This window comes from Microbacterium sp. TS-1, assembly GCF_000509385.1.
Taxonomy (GTDB): domain Bacteria; phylum Actinomycetota; class Actinomycetes; order Actinomycetales; family Microbacteriaceae; genus Microbacterium; species Microbacterium arborescens.
Genome location: NZ_BASQ01000001.1, coordinates 64589 through 83122 on the forward strand (window position 1 = coordinate 64589; position 18534 = coordinate 83122).

The 18534-nt window shown below is 70.2% G+C and carries 17 protein-coding genes and 1 tRNA gene; 15 read left to right on the forward strand and 3 right to left on the reverse strand.

Annotated features, from left to right (window positions below):
• Positions 1–57 precede the first annotated feature (57 nt).
• Together rsmA and MTS1_RS00245 are read left to right on the forward strand one after the other, a co-directional pair.
• Positions 58–903 (forward strand): 16S rRNA (adenine(1518)-N(6)/adenine(1519)-N(6))-dimethyltransferase RsmA, encoded by an 846-nt coding sequence (gene rsmA / locus MTS1_RS00240; protein WP_023950304.1) that lies wholly within the window; start codon positions 58–60, stop codon positions 901–903.
• 100 nt (positions 904–1003) lie between these two features.
• Positions 1004–1924, forward strand: a complete 921-nt coding sequence (locus MTS1_RS00245) for a phosphodiesterase (RefSeq protein ID WP_023950306.1) — start codon at positions 1004–1006, stop codon at positions 1922–1924.
• Here MTS1_RS00245 and MTS1_RS00250 read toward each other — a convergent pair.
• Positions 1869–3503 carry a stealth conserved region 3 domain-containing protein gene (locus tag MTS1_RS00250; protein WP_023950308.1) on the reverse strand — a complete coding sequence of 545 codons (1635 nt, stop codon included), beginning with the start codon at positions 3501–3503 and terminating at the stop codon, positions 1869–1871. The two genes, MTS1_RS00245 and MTS1_RS00250, sit on opposite strands and share 56 nt — an antisense overlap.
• A gap of 86 nt (positions 3504–3589) precedes the next feature.
• On the opposite strand from MTS1_RS00250, the gene MTS1_RS00255 reads away from it, so the two are divergent.
• The 9 genes from MTS1_RS00255 (at position 3590) to MTS1_RS00290 (ending at position 10504) form a co-directional block, all read left to right on the forward strand.
• A complete protein-coding gene (locus tag MTS1_RS00255) occupies positions 3590–4660 on the forward strand; it encodes an aldo/keto reductase (protein ID WP_023950310.1) in 1071 nt (356 codons plus the stop codon).
• Positions 4657–5601: a 4-(cytidine 5'-diphospho)-2-C-methyl-D-erythritol kinase gene (locus tag MTS1_RS00260; protein WP_023950313.1), complete on the forward strand. Its 945-nt coding sequence runs from the start codon at positions 4657–4659 to the stop codon at positions 5599–5601. The genes MTS1_RS00255 and MTS1_RS00260 overlap by 4 nt, the downstream gene beginning before the upstream one ends.
• Positions 5598–6200, forward strand: a complete 603-nt coding sequence (locus tag MTS1_RS15930) for a GNAT family N-acetyltransferase (RefSeq protein ID WP_023950314.1) — start codon at positions 5598–5600, stop codon at positions 6198–6200. Before MTS1_RS00260 ends, MTS1_RS15930 begins: the two co-directional genes overlap by 4 nt.
• A gap of 33 nt (positions 6201–6233) precedes the next feature.
• Positions 6234–6911, forward strand: coding sequence for a sterol carrier protein domain-containing protein (locus MTS1_RS15935; protein ID WP_267879194.1), 678 nt, complete (start codon positions 6234–6236; stop codon positions 6909–6911).
• A 109-nt stretch (positions 6912–7020) separates the two neighbouring features.
• A complete protein-coding gene (locus MTS1_RS00270) occupies positions 7021–7311 on the forward strand; it encodes a DUF427 domain-containing protein (RefSeq protein WP_023950318.1) in 291 nt (96 codons plus the stop codon).
• 4 nt (positions 7312–7315) lie between these two features.
• Positions 7316–8137: an ABC transporter ATP-binding protein gene (locus tag MTS1_RS00275; protein WP_023950321.1), complete on the forward strand. Its 822-nt coding sequence runs from the start codon at positions 7316–7318 to the stop codon at positions 8135–8137.
• Position 8138: 1 nt separating this feature from the next.
• Complete coding sequence (locus tag MTS1_RS00280) at positions 8139–8822, forward strand: ABC transporter permease (RefSeq protein WP_023950323.1); 684 nt, start codon at positions 8139–8141, stop codon at positions 8820–8822.
• Positions 8819–9532 carry an ABC transporter permease gene (locus tag MTS1_RS00285; RefSeq protein WP_023950325.1) on the forward strand — a complete coding sequence of 238 codons (714 nt, stop codon included), beginning with the start codon at positions 8819–8821 and terminating at the stop codon, positions 9530–9532. The genes MTS1_RS00280 and MTS1_RS00285 overlap by 4 nt, the downstream gene beginning before the upstream one ends.
• Positions 9533–9586: 54 nt before the next feature.
• Positions 9587–10504, forward strand: coding sequence for an ABC transporter substrate-binding protein (locus tag MTS1_RS00290; RefSeq protein ID WP_023950327.1), 918 nt, complete (start codon positions 9587–9589; stop codon positions 10502–10504).
• Positions 10505–10561: 57 nt separating this feature from the next.
• Here MTS1_RS00290 and MTS1_RS00295 read toward each other — a convergent pair whose 3' ends face one another.
• Positions 10562–12385 (reverse strand): ABC-F family ATP-binding cassette domain-containing protein, encoded by a 1824-nt coding sequence (locus MTS1_RS00295; protein WP_023950329.1) that lies wholly within the window; start codon positions 12383–12385, stop codon positions 10562–10564.
• A 59-nt stretch (positions 12386–12444) separates the two neighbouring features.
• Positions 12445–12963, reverse strand: coding sequence for a MarR family winged helix-turn-helix transcriptional regulator (locus MTS1_RS00300; protein ID WP_023950331.1), 519 nt, complete (start codon positions 12961–12963; stop codon positions 12445–12447).
• A gap of 98 nt (positions 12964–13061) precedes the next feature.
• Between MTS1_RS00300 and MTS1_RS00305 the strand changes: the two genes are divergently transcribed.
• The 4 genes from MTS1_RS00305 (at position 13062) to MTS1_RS00320 (ending at position 18449) form a co-directional block, all read left to right on the forward strand.
• Positions 13062–13133 (forward strand) — tRNA-Gln (locus MTS1_RS00305).
• 1 nt (position 13134) lies between these two features.
• Positions 13135–14607 carry a bifunctional UDP-N-acetylglucosamine diphosphorylase/glucosamine-1-phosphate N-acetyltransferase GlmU gene (gene glmU / locus MTS1_RS00310; protein ID WP_023950333.1) on the forward strand — a complete coding sequence of 491 codons (1473 nt, stop codon included), beginning with the start codon at positions 13135–13137 and terminating at the stop codon, positions 14605–14607.
• Complete coding sequence (locus tag MTS1_RS00315; RefSeq protein ID WP_023950335.1) at positions 14582–15616, forward strand: ribose-phosphate diphosphokinase; 1035 nt, start codon at positions 14582–14584, stop codon at positions 15614–15616. The genes glmU and MTS1_RS00315 overlap by 26 nt, the downstream gene beginning before the upstream one ends.
• A gap of 127 nt (positions 15617–15743) precedes the next feature.
• Positions 15744–18449 carry an HAD-IC family P-type ATPase gene (locus MTS1_RS00320; RefSeq protein WP_023950337.1) on the forward strand — a complete coding sequence of 902 codons (2706 nt, stop codon included), beginning with the start codon at positions 15744–15746 and terminating at the stop codon, positions 18447–18449.
• Positions 18450–18534 lie beyond the last annotated feature (85 nt).

An 18534-nucleotide genomic window follows, 5' to 3' on the forward strand; every position in this document is an offset into this window, starting at 1 on the left:
GCCGCGCGTCGCGTCGTCCGCGGGGCGGCGCGGCGCGGCGCAACTAGGCTGGTCCTCATGCCTGTGACCCTGCTCGGTGCCGCCGAGATCCGCGCCCTCGCGGCCGAACTCGACGTGACTCCGACCAAGAAGCTCGGGCAGAACTTCGTCGTCGACGCCAACACCGTCCGCAAGATCGTGCACGCGGCGCGCGTCCAGCCGGGCGAGCGCGTCGTCGAGATCGGCCCGGGGCTGGGCTCGCTGACGCTCGCGATCCTCGAAGCGGGTGCGCGTGTCACGGCCGTCGAGATCGACCACCGCCTCGCCGCGCACCTGCCGGTCACCGCGGCTCGGCACGGCGTCGACGCCGATGCGCTGACGGTCGTCGACGCCGATGCGCTCCGGGTCACCGAGCTGCCGGGTGAGCCGTCGGTGCTCGTGGCGAACCTGCCCTACAACGTCAGCGTGCCCGTGCTGCTGCACTTCCTCGAGACCTTTCCGTACCTGCAGCGCGGTGTCGTGATGGTCCAGGCCGAGGTCGCGGAACGGCTCGCCGCCGCGCCCGGCTCGAAGATCTACGGCTCGCCGAGCGCGAAGGCCGCGTGGTACGGATCGTGGCGCCTCGCCGGGACGGTGTCGCGGCAGGTGTTCTGGCCCGTTCCCAACGTCGACAGCCTGCTGGTCGCCTTCGAGCGGGACGCCGAGCCCCGCGGCGACGAAGACCTCCGCCGCCGCACCTTCCAGATCATCGACGCCGCGTTCGGACAGCGCCGCAAGATGCTCCGTCAGGCGGTCTCACCGCTGTTCGGCGGCACCGCGGCGACGGCGTCCGCCGCTCTCGAGGCCGTCGGCATCGACCCGACCCTGCGCGGCGAGCAGCTCACGATCGACGATTTCGTACGGCTGGCGGCATCCGTTCACTGAATGATCATCAGCGCGTCATCGGGTTCTCCCGAAACATGCCGGTAACATTCGGGGCGAGCCGCGAGCGTCGCGGCGAGCATCACCCGACCCGGAAGAGACGATGCGAAGCGCCGAGTACCCGGCACCCGAGAGGGTGCTGCTGCACCTGAGCGACACCCACTTGCGAGCCGCCGGCTCGCAGCTCTTCGACCGCGTCGACGCGGCCGCGCACCTGCGCCGCGCCCTCGACGCGATCGAGGCGGCGGCCCTCCGTCCCGACGGGATCGTCTTCACCGGCGACCTCGTCGACCTCGGCGAGCGCGGCGCCTATGCCGAGCTGCGCGACCTGGTCGAGCCGTTCGCCGAGCGCCTCGAGACGCGCGTGTTCTGGGTGATGGGCAATCACGACGACCGTGCCGGCTTCCGCGAGACGCTGTGGCGCGAGTCCGGCACCGCTGAGGCGGCCGACCGGGTCGACGAGATCGACGGGCTCCGGCTCATCACGCTCGACACGAGCGTTCCCGGCTCACACCACGGCGAAGTGCGCCCCGCGCAGCTCGCGTGGCTGCGCGAGGTGCTCTCGACGCCCGCGCCGCTCGGATCGATCCTCGCGATGCACCACCCGCCGGTGCCCAGCGTGCTGCCGCTGGCCGCGAGCGTCGAGCTGCGCGACCAGCGCTCGCTCGCCGCCGTCCTGGCCGGATCCGACGTCCGCGCCATCATCGCCGGGCACCTGCACTACTCGACCTTCGCGACCTTCGCCGGTATCCCGGTCTCGGTGGCTTCGTCGACCTGCTACGCGCAGGACCTCACGGTCCCGGTGGGCGGTACCCGCCCGCAGGACGGCGCCCAGTCGTTCAACTTCGTGCACGTCTACGACGACACGGTCGTGCACTCGGTGGTGCCGATCGACGCGCCGACGACGCTGGAGTACACCGACGCCGGCGAGGCCCAGCGGCGACTGGCCGAGGCCGGGATCGCTCCCGTCAGCGCTTCACGCCGGAGCGCGCCGCCGACGCGTCCCGTACCCGTCCTTCGCTGACGGCCGGGATCTCCCACGGCGCCCGGATCGGGAACATCCGCTCCAGCACGTCGCGCAGCGACGCCACGCGGATCTCTTCGGGTACCTCGGTCTCGCCGCCGTCGTTCAGGCAGAACATGTCGATGTCGCGGCGCTTCGCGAGACGCTCCATCCCGGCGAGCGAACGCGCGAGCGTGGTCTGCACGTACCGTGTGCGCGGCACCGACGTCGGCAGTGCACGCCCGGTGAACATCGCGTAGTAGTGGTACAGCGAGTTCGTCACCGAGATGTCGGTCGCGGCGCGGAAGCGGGATGCCGCGGTGCGGCGGAAGTCCTCGGGGAAGGTCTCCTCGAGCTCCTGCATCACACTGCGGCGCAGCGGAGCGGCGCAGTGCTCCAGGTCGCGGACGATGACGCGGCCGAACCGCTCCTGCAGGAGGGCACGGTTGACGCGCAGGCCGTTGTCGTGACCCGACCGCTCGAGCCGCGGGTCGCCCGAGCCGATGCGAACGTCGCATTCGACGAACGACGAGACGCCGCCGGGCGAGAAGAACAGCTCGGGGTGCACCGGGCGACCGAAGAACATGTCGTCGTTCGAGTACAGGAAGTGCTCCGCGAGCCCCTCGATGCGGTGCAGCTGCGCTTCGACGGCGTGGGAGTTGTGCGTCGGGAGCGTAGACGGATCGGCGAAGAACTCCTCGCTGCGAACGATCGTCACCTTCGGGTGGTCGGCGAGCCATGCGGGGGCGGGGGAGTCGGTCGCGATGAAGATGCGGCGGACCCAGGGCGCGTACATGTGGACGCTGCGCAGCGCGTAGCGCAGCTCGTCGACGTGGCGGTACCGGGCCGGGCCGTCGTCGCCCTCGCCGACGACGTACTCCGACAACTGCGCCGCGCGCTGCCGCTGGAACTCGCTCGCCGAGCCGTCGACCCACGAGAACACCATGTCGACGTCGTGGGTGATCTCGCGGGGGTGGGGGTCGAGCATGCCCGCGACGGTCTGCCACTCGCGGCCGTACCGGGTCGCCGTGACGATGTCCACGTCCTGAGCGGGCGTGATGCGCCGCATGAGCGCGTTGGCCTGCGGGGCCTCCACGGAGGTCTCGCCGAAACGCCAGAACTCCACCCGCACGCCGTACTCGTGGTCGTAGCGCCGGCCTCCCGTCGCGGTCACGCGCGGACGGTACGCGCGGAGGGCGTGCGGCGCGGAGTCGGGGATGACGGCGTCGGCAGCGAACACCGGAGCCGTTCCCTTCGCCTTCAGATACAGCGGCTCGCGCCGACCGAGAGTGCGCAGTGCCGTCGCCGTCCGCTCCGCGTCCGCGAGGTCGATCGCGAGCGCGGGGGTGTGGAGATCGTGACGGATCATCAGCACGCGGATGCCGGCGGCGTCGAACGCCTCCGCGAGCAGCAGCAGATCCGCGGTGCGGGCGGCTTCGGGCGTCGTCGTGTCGTGGACCAGGCGCAGAACGCCCTCGTCGAAGACGACGTCGTCGCGTTGCGCGGGCAGATCGATCCAGGGGTTCTCGCGGCGGGGCAGAGCGGAAAGGGCCAGGGTTTCCTCCTCGGGGAAAGATGTCTTCTTAGGCAGAGTAGACATTCTCCGTTACATCGGTGTTTCCGTGCACCTCGGATATCCCTGCGGGGGCGGGGCTCGGCCCGACGAGCTGTCGATAGGCTCGGATCGTGACCGCCTCGCCCCGCTTCCCCGCTTCGCGCGGCGGAGACCTGCACCGTCCCTACACCGCAGCACCCGATCGCTACGAGAGCAGCGGGTACCGCCAGGTCGGCTCGTCCGGACTGTTCCTGCCCCCGATCTCGCTCGGGCTGTGGTGGAACTTCGGCGACAACATCCCCTTCGACCGCCAGCGCGAGGTGCTGCGTCACGCCTTCGACCGCGGCATCACGCATTTCGACCTCGCGAACAACTACGGGCCGCCCTACGGCTCGGCGGAGACGAACTTCGGCCGCATGATGCGCGAGGATCTCGCCCCCTACCGCGACGAGCTCATCATCTCGTCGAAAGCGGGATACGACATGTGGGACGGCCCGTACGGCAACCACGGGTCGCGGAAGTACCTCATCGCGAGCGCCGAGCAGTCGCTGAAGCGGATGAGCGTCGACTACGTCGACATCTTCTACTCCCACCGCGAGGACGACACGACCCCGATCGAGGAGACGGTCGGCGCGCTCGACGCGCTCGTGCGTCAGGGCAAGGCGCTCTACGTCGGGATCTCGTCGTACTCGGCGGAGAGGTCCGCGCGCGCCGCCGCGGTGGCACGCGACCTCGGCACGCCGCTGGTGATCCACCAGCCCTCCTACTCGATTCTCAACCGCTGGATCGAGGACGGCCTCACCGACCAGTTGCGGACCGACGGGATGGGTGCCATCGGCTTCATGCCGCTGCAGCAGGGACTCCTGACGGGGCGATACCTCGATGACGGCACGTCGGAGCGGTCCATGCAGCGCTTCTCGCTGCCGGACGACGGGCGGCTGTCGGCATCGGCGCTGGCAGGGCTGCGCGAGCTGGGCGACCTCGCCCGCGAGCGCGGGCAGACCCTCGCGCAGCTCGCCATCCGGTGGACGCTGCGCGACCCCGTGGTCGCGTCGGCTCTCATCGGCGCATCGCGCACGGCTCAGCTCGACGAGAACCTCGCCGCCCTCGATGGTCCCGACCTGACCGACGACGAGCTGCGGCGCATCGACGACATCGCGGCTCGCATCGGCTCGATCTGGGACGGGCCGGACGGGTCATGAGCCTCAGTGCCGTCCCCGACCGCGTGCGTGTGCGGGCACCCGGCAAGATCAACCTGTTCCTCGACGTCGGATCGGTGCAGGACGACGGGTACCACGACGTCGCCTCCGTCTATCAGGCCGTCTCGCTCTACGAGGACCTGGTGGCCACCCCGGCGGACGACTTCACCGTGAGCGTCCGCGACGAGACCGGCGCGCCCGTGCCCGGCGTTCCGCTCGACGATCGGAACCTCGCCCTGCGTGCTGCCCGCATGGTGGCGCGCGAGGTCGGCTATCTCGGCGGCGTGCACCTCGACATCCGCAAGGCCGTCCCGGTGGCTGGAGGGATGGGCGGGGGCTCGGCGGACGCCGCGGCCGCACTGGTGGCGTGCGACGCCCTGTGGGGGGCGGGGCTGACCTCGCCCGCTCTGCAGGAGATGGCGTCGCGCCTGGGTGCGGACGTCCCCTTCTCGCTCATGGGCGGCAGCGCCGTCGGCACGGGACGCGGGGATCGACTGAGCCCGGCGCTGGGGCGAGCGCGCTTCGACTGGGTCCTCGTCATCGCCGACGGCGGCGGGCTCTCGACCCCCGAGGTCTACGCCGAGCTCGATCGGCTGCGCGCCGATCGCCGTCCCGACATCGCGCCGCGTCCCGAACCGCCGGAGGTCGACCCTGTCGTGCTGCAGGCCCTGCGGTCCGGCTCTCCCGACCTGCTCGCGACGGCCCTGCGCAACGACCTGCAGGAAGCGGCATGCGAGCTGCGTCCCGACCTGCGTGAGCTGCTCGATCGCGCCGGCGAGTTCGGCGCCCTCGCGGGTCTCGTGTCCGGTTCCGGGCCCACCCTCGCCTTCCTGGCGGCCGATGCCACCGCCGCGCAGAGCATCGAGCACGACCTGTCCGCGATGGGCCACCGGGCCCGTCATGTCTCCGGCCCGGTGACGGGCGCGAAAGTGATGACACGATGACCGAAACCCCGAACCCCCTCCTGCATCGCGACGTCGACGAGGCGTCCCGTCGTTCCCTCGCCGAGCGCGGCCTGACCTATCGGACCGTGCCCCCGCACGAGCCGGCCTTCGAGGGGTGGATCCAGGCGGTCTCGCGCGGCTTCCAGGACGGCGAGCGCTCGGCCGAGCAGATCGCGGGCGCGCGCGGTCGCAACAGCGCGCGACGCTTGACGGGCGTGTTCGACGAGAGCGGTCCGATGCCCGAGGTCGCCGTCGGCACGATCGCGTCGTGGCCGTCCGAACTCACGGTGCCGGGCGGGACGATCCCCGCGGGCGCCATCAGCGCCGTCACGGTCGCGCAGACGCACCGCCGCCGCGGCATCGCTCGCGCCCTCCTGGAGGGCGAGGTCCGCACCGTCGCAGCGGCCGGGCTGCCGATCGCGATGCTCACGGTGACCGAGTCCACGCTCTACGGCCGCTACGGTTTCGCGTCGGCGGCATCGGCCGCGATCCTCGACATCGACACCCGTCGGGTGCGCTGGGCGGGTCCCACGCCCGACGGTCGTCTCGACTTCATCGACCGGACCTCCGCGCGCGACGTCGTCGCAACGCTCCACTAGCGCACGCGTCGCCGCACCCCGGGCGACATCGCGCTGCCGCCGGGACACGGCGATCGCTTCACCGGCACCGACCCCGATGCCAAGGACGGCGGCGACATCCGGTGCGTGCAGTACCGTGACGCGGCGGGCGAGGTGCGCGGCATCCTCACCTACACGCTCGCGCCGCACGAGCGCGACATCGTCAAGGGCACCGCGAAGGTCACGATTCTCATCGTCGAGACCGACGACGCCTACGCCGCGCTCTGGCGGTTCCTGCTCGAGCTCGATCTGGTGGCCCACGTCCGCGCGGAGCTGTGCTCGGTCGATGAGCCGGTGCTGTGGATGATCGGGGACCGGCGGGCGGCGTCGGTCTCGGTCTTCGACCACCAGTACCTGCGCATCGTGGATGTGCCTGCCGCCCTCCGTGCGCGCACCTATGGTGCCGCGGGTCGCCTGCTGCTGCGAGTGAGCGATCCGCTCGGGATCGCTACGGGGGAGTACCTCCTGACGATCGATGACGGCGGCGCGGGCACGGTGTCGACGGCGGCGGATGCCGATACGACCGGCGCCGATGTGCTCGACCTGTCGGTCGTCGAGCTCGCCGCCGTCTATCTCGGTGGTGTGTCGCCCGAGACTCTCGGGCGGGCCGGCCGACTGACGGGCACCGACCTCGCGGCATCCACGCGGATGTTCGCGTCGACGACGGTGCCGCGCGTCGGTCTCTGGTACTGACCGCCGGGTCGGGATGCGCTGCTTTAGTCCATTTCGCGACATGACGCAACACGGCCCGGGTGTCGGCTCCGAACGCTAGCGTGAGAGACCACAACGGGAGGGCGGCGCCATGCGTGCACGACTGGGCGACACGATCATCGCCGAAGCCGACGAGAGCGATCTCGTCCGGATCGAGGGCAACTGGTACTTCCCGCCGCGGAGCGTCGCGCCGGGAGTCCTGACCGAGAGCGACACGCCCTATACGTGCGCCTGGAAGGGTGACGCCCAGTACTTCGATGTCGCCGGCTCGCCCGACAAGGCATGGTCGTACCCGACGCCCTATCCGACCGCGATCGAGCGCGTGGGCACCGACTTCTCGGGATACGTCGCGTTCGACCGCTCGGTCGTCATCGAGAGCTGAGCGCGTGATCGAGTTCCGCGACGTCGTCAAGGAGTTCCCCGACGGCACCCGGGCGGTGCAGGACTTCTCGCTCGTCATCCCCTCGCACAAGACGACCGTCTTCGTCGGATCGTCCGGGTGCGGCAAGACGACGCTCCTGCGCATGATCAACCGGATGGTCGAGCCGACCTCCGGTGCCATCGAGATCGACGGCGAGAGCGTCGCGACCGGATCGCCGGTGCAGCTGCGCCGCCGTATCGGCTACGTCATGCAGAACTCGGGTCTGCTGCCGCACTTCACCGTCGCGGACAACATCGCCACGGTGCCCGTTCTCACCGGCACGAGTCGGCGCGATGCGCGTCGCCGGGCGCTCGAGCTCATGGAGACGGTCGGCCTCGACACGCGCATGGCCGACCGCTATCCGAGCCAGCTGTCGGGCGGTCAGCAGCAGCGCGTGGGGGTGGCCCGGGGCCTCGCCAACGACCCCAACATCCTCCTCATGGACGAGCCGTTCGGGGCGGTCGACCCCATCGTGCGAGACGAGCTGCAGCAGGAGCTGCTGCGTCTGCAGCGCGAGCTCGGCAAGACCGTCGTCTTCGTCACCCACGACATCGACGAGGCTTTCCTCCTCGGCGACCAGGTCGTGATCCTCGCGGCCGGTGCCCACAAGCTCCAGGTCGGCTCGCCCAGCGAGATCATCCGCGACCCGGCAGACGAGTTCGTCGCGAGCTTCATCGGCGTCGACCGGGGCAAGCGCGCCCTGCACGTCGAGCGGACGGCCAACGGTGCGGTGCTCGTCGACTCCGAGGGGCGCACGCAGGGCGCCCTGGTCGAAGGAGACGCCTGAGGTGTCGTGGATCTGGTCGAACCTCGACCTCATCTTCTCGCTCGCCCTCGATCACATCCGGCAGAGCGTCATCGCGATCGTGCTGGGACTCGTGCTCTCCGTGCCGCTCGGCTGGGTCGCGTGGCGCTACCGCCTGCTGCGCGGGTGGGTGATCACCCTCACGGGACTGCTCTACACGATCCCCTCTCTCGCCCTGCTGGTGCTGCTTCCCAGTGCACTCGGATACGGCATCCGTACCGAGACGAACCTCATCGTCGGCCTGACGATCTACGCGATCGCGATCCAGACCCGTTCGGTGGCCGACGGGTTCGACTCGGTCGACCCGGGCGTCCGGCAGGCGGCGACGGCCATGGGATACGGCGGATTCCGCCGGTTCTGGGCGGTCGACCTGCCGCTGTCGGGCCCGGTGCTGCTCGCGGGCCTGCGGGTCATGGCCGTCTCGACCGTGTCGCTGGCGACCGTCGGCATCCTCGTCGGCGTCACGAACCTCGGGTATCTCTTCACCAACGGCATCCAGCGCCGTCTGCTCGAGGAGGTGTTCGCGGGCATCCTCGCCGTCGCGATCATCGCTCTCGTCATCGACGCGCTGCTCGTCGTCATCGGACGCGTCGTCATGCCGTGGGCGCACGCCGGATCGGTCCGACGCGACCGCCGCGCGCGCCGCCGACGGGAGGCGACCGCATGAACGTCTTCGTCGACGCGATCGCCTGGGTGCTCGACCCCGCTCAGTACACCGGCAGCAACTCGGTGCCGTTCCTGATCGGCCAGCAGCTGTTCTACACCTTCGTCTCAGTCGTGATCGCCGCGCTCATCGCGGTGCCGATCGGCTGGGCCATCGGTCATACGGGCAAGGGACGCGAGTTCGCCGTCGCCGTGTCGGGAGCAGCCCGCGCCATCCCGTCGTTCGGACTGCTGATCCTGCTGATCCTGCTGCTCGGCGTCACCCAGAAGACCGAGGCGGCGTTCATCACCTTCGTCGTGCTCGCGATCCCGCCGCTCCTCGCGGGCGCGTACAGCGGGCTTCAGGCGATCGATCGACGCACGATCGACGCGGCTCGCGCGGTCGGCATGACCGAGTGGCAGATCCTCTGGCGTGTCGAGGTGCCCCTCGGCCTGCCGCTGCTGATCGGCGGGCTGCGCTCGGCCGTGCTGCAGGTCGTGGCGACCGTCACGATCGCCGGGTACACCGACCTCGGCGGGCTCGGCTTCCGCATCATCCAGGGCATCGACCTCCGCGCGATCGACCAGGTGCTCGGCGCCGCCCTGATCCTCGCGCTGCTCGCCCTCCTGCTCGACGCCGTCTTCGCCCTCCTCCAACGCCTCAGCGTGCCGCGTGGCGTCCGTGCCGCCGACGCCCCGCAGCGCCGCCGCCGGCCCGTCGCCGCGACCGCCTGACCGACCATCCCGACCCACAGCACCGAACCTTCGCATCACCGAAAAGAGGAACCCATGTCCCGCTTCACCACCCGCCGCCTGTTGACGGCCGGTGTCGGCGTGCTCGCCGCCACCACCCTGTTCGCCGGATGCGCGAGCTCCGACCCGCTCGCGGAGGGCGGCGGCGAGTCGGCGGCCCCGGCCGACGGCACCATCGTCATCGGCTCCCAGGACTACTACTCCAACGAGATCATCGCCGAGATCTACGCGCAGGCCCTCGAGGGTGCTGGCAAGACCGTCGACCGTCAGTTCACGACCGGTCAGCGCGAGGCGTACCTGCCCGAGCTCGAGAGCGGGTCGCTGACGCTGTTCCCCGAGTACACCGGCAACCTGCTGCAGTACTTCGACGAGGACACCACCGCCCGCACCTCCGAGGACGTGTACGCCGCTCTCGCCGACGCGCTCCCCGAGAACCTCACGGTGCTCGACCAGGCGACCGCGAGCGACCAGGACTCGTACACCGTGACGGCGGCGTTCGCCGAGCAGTGGAACCTGACCACGATCGCCGACCTCGCGAACGTCACCGAGCCGCTGACCCTCGGCGGTCCTGCCGAGCTCGAGCAGCGTCCCTACGGTCCGACGGGCCTTGCCGACACCTACGGCATCGAGGTCGGCTTCCAGGCCACCGGCGAGACCACGGTCGACGACCTCGTCGCCGGCACGGTCAACGTCGCGAACGTCTTCACGGCCGACCCGCGCATCCAGACCGACGACCTCGTCGTGCTCGAAGACCCCGAGGGGCTCTTCCTCGCGTCCAACGTCGTCCCGGTCGTCAACAAGGATCTCGCGGGCGAGGTCGAGGACACCATCAACGCCGTCAGCGCGAAGCTCACCCCCGAGGCCCTGGTCGCCTTGAACGTCCAGAGCACGGTCGACAAGCTCGAGCCGGCCGCGATCGCGAAGAAGTTCCTCGAGGACAACGGACTCGTCTGATCCGCAACGAAGCCCCCGGTGCGCATCGCGCCGGGGGCTTCGTCGTGCCGTGCGCAGTCAGCCGTCGATGGCCTCGCCGAGCTCGAGCCACCGCTCCTCGAGCGTGGTCGTCTCGGTGACGAGCTCGTCGCGTCGTCGCTGCAGCCCCATGATCCGCTCGAAGTCGTCGTGTGCATCGGCGAGCTGCGCATCGACGGCCGCGATCTCGCCCTGGATCTTCTCCAGTCGGCGATCGATGGCGGAGATCTCCTTCTCGGCGGCGCGGCGCTCGGCTCCGCTCAGCGTCGGAGCCGCCGGGCTCGTCGATCCTGTGCCCGAACCCGAGGAGGGGGCCGAGGTCGCAGCGTTCGCGCCGGTGCGCTGAGGCTGCTCGCGTCGCAGACGCAGGTACTCGTCGACGCCGCCGGGAAGGTGTCGCAGCCGTCCGCCGAGGATGGCGTACTGCTGGTCGGTCACGCGCTCGAGGAAGTACCGGTCGTGAGAGACGACGATGAGCGTGCCCGCCCACGAGTCGAGGAGGTCTTCGATCGCCGCGAGCATGTCGGTGTCGAGGTCGTTGGTCGGCTCGTCGAGGATCAGCACATTGGGCTGGTCGAGCAGGATGAGCAGCAGCTGCAGACGCCGCTTCTGTCCGCCCGAGAGGTCTTTGACAGGCGTCGACAGCTGCGCCGAGCTGAAGCCCATCCGCTCCAGCAGCTGCCCCGGCGTCAGCTCCTGCGCCTTCGACCCCGATCCGATCGTGTAGCTGGTGCGGAGGTTCGAGATGACGACGCGGACGGGCTCGTCGAGATGCTCGTCGAGCTCGCTCATGCGCTGCGAGAGGGTCGCCACCTTGACGGTCTTGCCGTGCTTGACGCGTCCCGCGGTCGGCTCGACGGTGCCGGAGATGAGCCCCAGGAGGGTCGATTTGCCGGCGCCGTTCACGCCGAGGATGCCGGTGCGCTCGCCCGGCGCGATGCGCCACTCGACCTTCTCGAGCACGACCCGGTCGCCGTAGCTGACACCGGCGTCGAGGACGTCGACGACATCCTTGCCCAGTCGCGACACCGCGAGCGACTGCAGCGCGACCCGATCGCGGATCTCGGGGACGTCGGCGATCAGCTCGTTCGCGGCGTCGATGCGGAACTTCGGCTTCGACGTGCGGGCGGGGGCGCCGCGGCGCAGCCAGGCCAGTTCCTTTCGGGCGAGGTTCTGCCGCCGGGCCTCGATGGCGGCTGCCTGCCGGTCGCGCTCGACCCGCTGCAGGATGTACGCCGCGTAGCCGCCCTCGAACGGTTCGACGATCCGGTCGTGGACCTCCCACGTCGCGGTGCAGATCTCGTCGAGGAACCAGCGGTCGTGCGTCACGACCAGGAGCGCACCGGAACCCGCCGACCACCGGCGCTTGAGGTGCTCTGCGAGCCACGAGATGCCCTCGACGTCGAGGTGGTTCGTCGGCTCGTCCAGGAAGATGACGTCGTGATCGCCCGCGAGGAGCGCGGCGAGGGAGACCCGGCGACGCTGACCGCCCGAGAGACCACGGATCGGGCCCTCCCAGTCGAGATCGCCGAGAAGCCCCGCGATGACGTCGCGCACCCGGGCGTCGCCCGCCCACTCGTGATCGGCCAGGTCACCGACGACGGCGTCGCGCACCCGGAGGTCGTCGTCGAGGTCGTCGGCCTGCGCCAGGACCCCCACGCGGATGCCACCGCGGACGGTCACCCGGCCGGAGTCGGGCTCGACGAGCCCCGCGAGCATGCGCAGAAGGCTCGACTTGCCGTCGCCGTTGCGGCCCACGATGCCGATGCGGTCGCCCTCGTCGACACCGAGGGAGACCCCGTCGAACACCACTTTGGTCGGATACTCGAGGCGAAGGCCCTCGGCTCCCAGAAGATGCGCCATATTGCTTCCAGGCTAGGCCACCCCTGCCGGGCGCACGCTGTCAGCGAGGCTCGGACACCTCAGGCGGACGGTGGCGGGGGAGTGCCGTCGAAGCCCAGCGACAGCTTGCGCAGGAGCGAGGCGAGGCGGTCGCGGTCGCTCTTCGACAGACCGGCCAGGAGCACCGCCTCCGCGTCGACGAGGCGCGTGATCGCGGCATCCACGCGGATGCGTCCGTCATCGGTCAGGGTGACCAGGACGCTGCGCCCGTCACCCGGGTCGGACTCGCGCCGCACGAGCCGGCGGGCGACGAGCCGGTCGATGCGATTGGTCATCGTGCCGCTCGAGACCAGGGTCTGCTGGAGGAGCTGCTTAGGGCTCAATTGGTAGGGCTCGCCGGCGCGGCGGAGGGCCGACAGGACGTCCCATTCCCAGGGCTCGAGATCACTGCGGCGGAACGCTTCGCGACGCGCGCGGTCGAGATGGCGCGACAGTCGATCGACGCGCGAGAGCACTTCGAGCGGCGAGAAGTCCAGGTCGGGACGCTGCAGCGACCACGCACCGACGATGCGGTCCACCTCGTCGGTCTCGTGTGCCATGGCCCCATTATCGCGAACCGGGCGCGCGACACAGGCGCCGCGGAGACGGGGCGCCGTGCGCTCTGGCAGACTTGTCGGGCTGCACCTCGGTGCGGCGGTCCGCCGTGGTGTAATGGCAGCACGACAGCCTTTGGAGCTGTGAGGTCTAGGTTCGAGTCCTGGCGGCGGAGCATGAGCGACACCCAACTCGATCCCCGTCTCGCCGTCGTGATCCTCGCCGCGGGCCAGGGGACGCGGATGAAGTCGTCCCTCCCGAAGGTGCTGCATCGCATCGGGGGCCGTCCGCTCGTCGGTCATGTGCTCGACACGGCCCGCGACCTCGCCCCCGCCCATGTGCTCGTCGTCGTCCGCCACGAGCGCGACCGCGTCGCGGAGGCCGTGCTCGGCGTCTCTCCCGAGGTCGTCGTCGTCGACCAGGACGAGATCCCCGGCACGGGACGGGCTGTCGAGGTCGCGCTCGACCAGCTCCCGGAGTTCGCGGGCGACGTGCTGGTGCTCAGCGCCGACGTGCCTCTCCTCGACGACGGCACGCTCCGCGACCTGCTGCGCACGCACCGCTCGACCGGCGCCGCGGCCACGATGCTGAGCGCACGGTTGTCCGACCCCACCGGCTACGGCCGCGTCATCCGCGATACCGCCGGCGGCGTCGACCGGATCGTCGAGCACAAGGACGCGACGGACGCCGAGCGAGCCGTCGACGAGGTCAACGCCGGGGTCTACGCGTTCCAGGCGGGGCCGCTGCGCGAACGTCTCGGCCGGATCAGCACGGCCAACGTCCAGGCCGAGAAGTACCTCACCGATGTCGTGGGGATGCTGCGCGCCGACGCCCTCGCCGTCGCCGCACAGCCGGTGGTCGACCCGACCCTCATCGTCGGCGTCAACGACCGCGTGCAGCTGGCCGAGGCCGGACGCCTCCTGAACGCGCGCACGGTGCGCCGCTGGCAGCTCGAAGGGGTCACCGTGCAGGACCCCGCCACGACGTGGATCGACGTCACGGCTACGCTCGCCCCCGATGTCACCGTCCTGCCGAACACGCACATCCTGCGGGCCACCGCGATCGCGGAGGGTGCCACGGTCGGCCCCGACACGACACTGACCGACTGCGAGGTCGGCGCGGGCGCCTCGGTCACCCGGAGCGACGCGACGCTCGCCGTCATCGGGGCGGGGGCGACCGTGGGGCCCTTCTCGTACATCCGGCCGGGCACGCAGCTGGGAGAGCGCGGCAAGATCGGCACGTTCGTCGAGACGAAGAATGCCGTCATCGGCGAGGGCAGCAAGGTTCCGCACCTGTCGTACGTCGGCGACGCCGAGATCGGTCGCGGCGTGAACCTGGGCGCGGGCGCGATCACCGCGAACTACGACGACCTGGCCAAGCACCGCACCGTCATCGGCGACGAGGTCCACGCCGGCTCGCACAACGTCTTCGTCGCGCCCGTTAAGATCGGTGAGGGCGCCAAGACCGGCGCCGGAGCGGTCATCCGCAAGGACGTGCCGGCCGGTGCTCTCGCGCTCAGCGTCGCCCCCCAGCGCAATGTCGCAGGGTGGGTCGAGAAGAACAGACCCGGTACTGCAGCCGCCGCAGCAGCGGCACGCGTGCGGTCTTCACAGGAAGCGGACGATGGCTCGCAAGAAGAACACGGTTGACCTCGACGTCTCGCGGGGTATCGCCCCGGGACTGGTCGCCAAGACCAAGAAGCGTCTCGTCGTGGCATCCGGTGGCTCGCACCCCGCGCTGTCGGCCGATGTAGCCACCCAGCTCGGCACGGAGCTCGTTCCCACCGAGCACCGCACATTCGCGTCGGGCGAGATCCTCACCCGCTTCGAGGTGTCGATCCGCGGCTGCGACTTCTTTCTCGTCCAGTCGTTCGGTCCGCCGGTCAACGAATGGCTGATGGAGACGCTCATCATGCTGGATGCGGCGAAGCGCGCATCCGCGAAGCGCATCACCGTCGTCGCGCCCTACTACCCGTATTCGCGTCAGGACAAGAAGGGCCGCGGACGCGAGCCCATCAGCGCCCGCCTCGTCGCGGACCTGTTCAAGACCGCCGGCGCCGACCGCGTGATGAGCGTCGATCTGCACGCCGCGCAGATCCAGGGCTTCTTCGACGGCCCCGTCGACCACCTGTTCGCCAAGCCGGTCCTGCTCGAGCACTTCGAGCGCACGCTCAGCCCGGAAGACCGCGACAAGCTCACCGTCGTGTCACCCGACACCGGTCGCGTTCGCGTCGCGGACACGTGGTCCGACAGCCTCGGCGCCCCGCTGGCCATCATCCACAAGCGTCGCGACCCGAACGTCGCCAACCAGGTCACCGTCAACGAGATCGTCGGCGACGTGCGCGGACGTGTCTGCCTGCTGGTCGACGACATGATCGACACCGGCGGCACCATCGTCAAGGCCGCGCAGGCCCTGAAGAACAACGGCGCCGAGCGGGTCATCGTCGCGGCCACGCACGCGGTCTTCAGCCACCCGGCGGTCGAGCGACTCCAAGACGCCGCGATCGACGAGGTCGTCGTCACCGACACGATCCCGCTCGGTGAAGACAAGCGGTTCCCCGGCCTCACCATCCTCCCGATCGCCCCGCTTCTGGCGCGCGCGATCAAGGAGGTCTTCGAGGACGGATCGGTCACCAGCATGTTCGACGGCGCCGCCTGACTCGACCTGACCCCGGCAGGGTGACCCCGGCGCTGCATCGAGCGTCGGGTTCGGGACGCGGCCGCACCGGGATCTTCTCCGGCGGCCTCCGGTGTACCGCAAAGCCGCACGCCGTAGGATCGGCCCCATGGCTGCCCCTGTCTCCGAGGCGGATCTCGAGTCGCCTCGCTCGTACGCCCGTCCCGTCGACGAGGTCGCCGCGGTGCTCAGAACCAGCGCCGACGGCCTGAGCTCGGATGAAGCAGGGCGGCGCCTCGACGCAGTGGGGCCGAACGTCCTTCCCGAGGCCAAGCGCACGCCCGCGTGGCTGCGGTTCCTCTCGCACTTCAACGACACGCTGATCTACATCCTGCTGGCCGCCGCCGCGATCAAGGCGGTCATGGCGGACTGGCTCGACGTGTGGGTCATCCTCGCCGTCGCCATCATCAACGCGGTGATCGGGTATGCCCAGGAGGGGCGCGCCGAGAAGGCTCTCGCGGGCATCCGCGGCATGCTGTCGTCGGATGCGAGCGTGCGCCGAGACGGCTCGTGGCGGAGTGTGCCCGCCGCCGAGCTCGTGCCCGGCGATGTCGTGCGCCTGTCACCGGGCGACAAGGTTCCGGCCGACCTCCGGCTCGTCCAGGCGAGCCAGCTGCGCATCGACGAGGCGGCGCTGACCGGCGAGTCGGTACCGGCATCGAAGCACACCGATCCGGTCGACGCGGATGCCGGCGTCGGCGACCGGGCGTCGATGGCGTTCTCCGGCACGATCGTGTCGGCGGGACAGGCCCGCGGAATCGTCACGGGCACGGGCGCTCGTACCGAGATCGGCAAGATCCAGGAGCTCGTCGGGGGCGCCGGAGCCCTGACGACGCCTCTCACGAAGCAGCTGGACGCGTTCGGGCGGGTCCTGACCCTCGTCATCCTCGGGATGGCGGCCGCCATGATGCTCATCGGCCGATTCGTGCACGGGATGCCGTTCGGCGAGCTCGTCTCGGCCACGATCGGTTTCGCGGTGGCGGCGATCCCGGAAGGGCTGCCGGCGCTCGTGACGATCACTCTGGCGATCGGTGTCCAGCAGATGGCCCGGCGTCGCGCCATCACGCGGAAGCTTCCCGCTGTCGAGACGCTGGGCTCGGTGACGACCGTCTGTTCCGACAAGACGGGCACGCTGACGAAGAACGAGATGACGGTGCGGCGGATCGTCACCCCGGTCGCGCGCTACGACGTCTCGGGGCTGGGCTACGAACCGGCGGGCGAGATCGAGCGGACCGACGGGGACGGGCGTTCCGGCGGTGATCTGTCGGCCGTCCTCGCCGTAGCGGACCTCTGCAACGACGCGAACGTCGTCTCGGATGACGACGGTTGGAAGCTCGTCGGTGAGCCGACCGAGGGTGCGCTGCGCGTCGTCGCGATGAAGGGCGGACACGACGGTGAGGCAGAGGGCGTCCGGCGCGTGGACGTGCTCCCGTTCGACTCGGAGAACAAGTTCATGGCGACCCTGAACGAGGGCGCCGACGGGTCGCGCGCTCTCCTCGTCAAGGGCGCGCCCGACCGGCTGCTCGACCGCTCGATGCGCCAGCGCGGGGCCGCGGGGCCGGAGGAACTAGACCGCGAGTTCTGGGATGCGGTCATCGCCGAGCTGAGCGCCGAGGGCCTGCGCGTGCTCGCCGCCGCGCGCAAGCCGTCGCGCCTCGACGAGGTCGGGATCGACGACGTCGATGAGCTGGAGTTCCTCGGCCTCTGGGGCATCCTCGACCCCCCGCGCCCCGAGGCCGTCGAGGCGATCGCCGACTGCCACCGGGCCGGCATCCGCGTGAAGATGATCACGGGCGACCATGCGGGAACGGCCGTCGCGATCAGCCGTGAGATGGGGCTGGTGTCGGATGACGAACCCCGCGTGCTCACCGGCGGCGAGCTCGAGTCGCTCAGCCAGGAGAAGCTGAAGGATGTCGTCCGCGACGTCGACGTCTACGCGCGGACGAGTCCCGAGCACAAGATCCGTATCGTCCGAGCGCTCCAGTCGCACGGCGAGGTGGTCGCGATGACCGGTGATGGCGTCAACGACGCCCCCGCGCTCACCCGCGCGAACGTGGGAGTCGCGATGGGGATCAAGGGCACCGAGGCGACGAAAGAAGCCGCCGAGATCGTGCTCGCTGACGACAACTTCGCCACCATCCGTTCCGCGATCCGCGAGGGGCGCCGGATCTACGACAACCTGCGCAAGTCGATCGTGTTCCTGCTGCCCACCAACGGGGCCCAGTCGCTCGTGATCCTCGTCGCCGTCGTCTTCGGGTTGGCGCTGCCGTTGTCTCCCGTGCAGGTGCTGTGGGTGAACATGGTCACGGCGGTGACGCTCTCGCTCGCCCTCGCGTACGAGCCGGCCGAGCCGGGGATCATGTCGCGACCGCCCCGGTCGAGCGGCGGGTCGATCATCTCGCTGCGCGAACTTCTGTTCGTCCTCATCGTGTCGGTGATGATCGGGGGAGCGACGCTCGCGGCGTTCGCGATCGTTCGAGCAACGGGCGCCGAGCTGGATGTCGCCCGGACGGTCTCGGTCTCCGTACTCGCGCTCGGCCAGCTGGCGTTCCTGTTGAACTGCCGGTTCTTGCGCCGTTCGAGCCTGACCCGGGATGTCCTGCGCGGCAACCGGGTGATCTGGTGGTCGGCTGCAGCCCTCATCGGCTTGCAGCTCATCTACACGTACGTGCCGTTCATGAACGCACTGTTCGAATCGCGGCCGCTCTCGGCGCAGGCCTGGCTGCTTCCGCTGGGGTTCGCCGTGGCGATCTTCTTCGCGGTCGAAGGGCTGAAAGCGCTGTGGCGCGCGCCGGAACTCGATGCAAACGCATAGGAACGACAAAGGGGAGCCATGGCGACGGGCCGCTAGCGTGAGATCAGCCCACCTCCCCCCGGAGGGGCACGACACAGGAGGACCC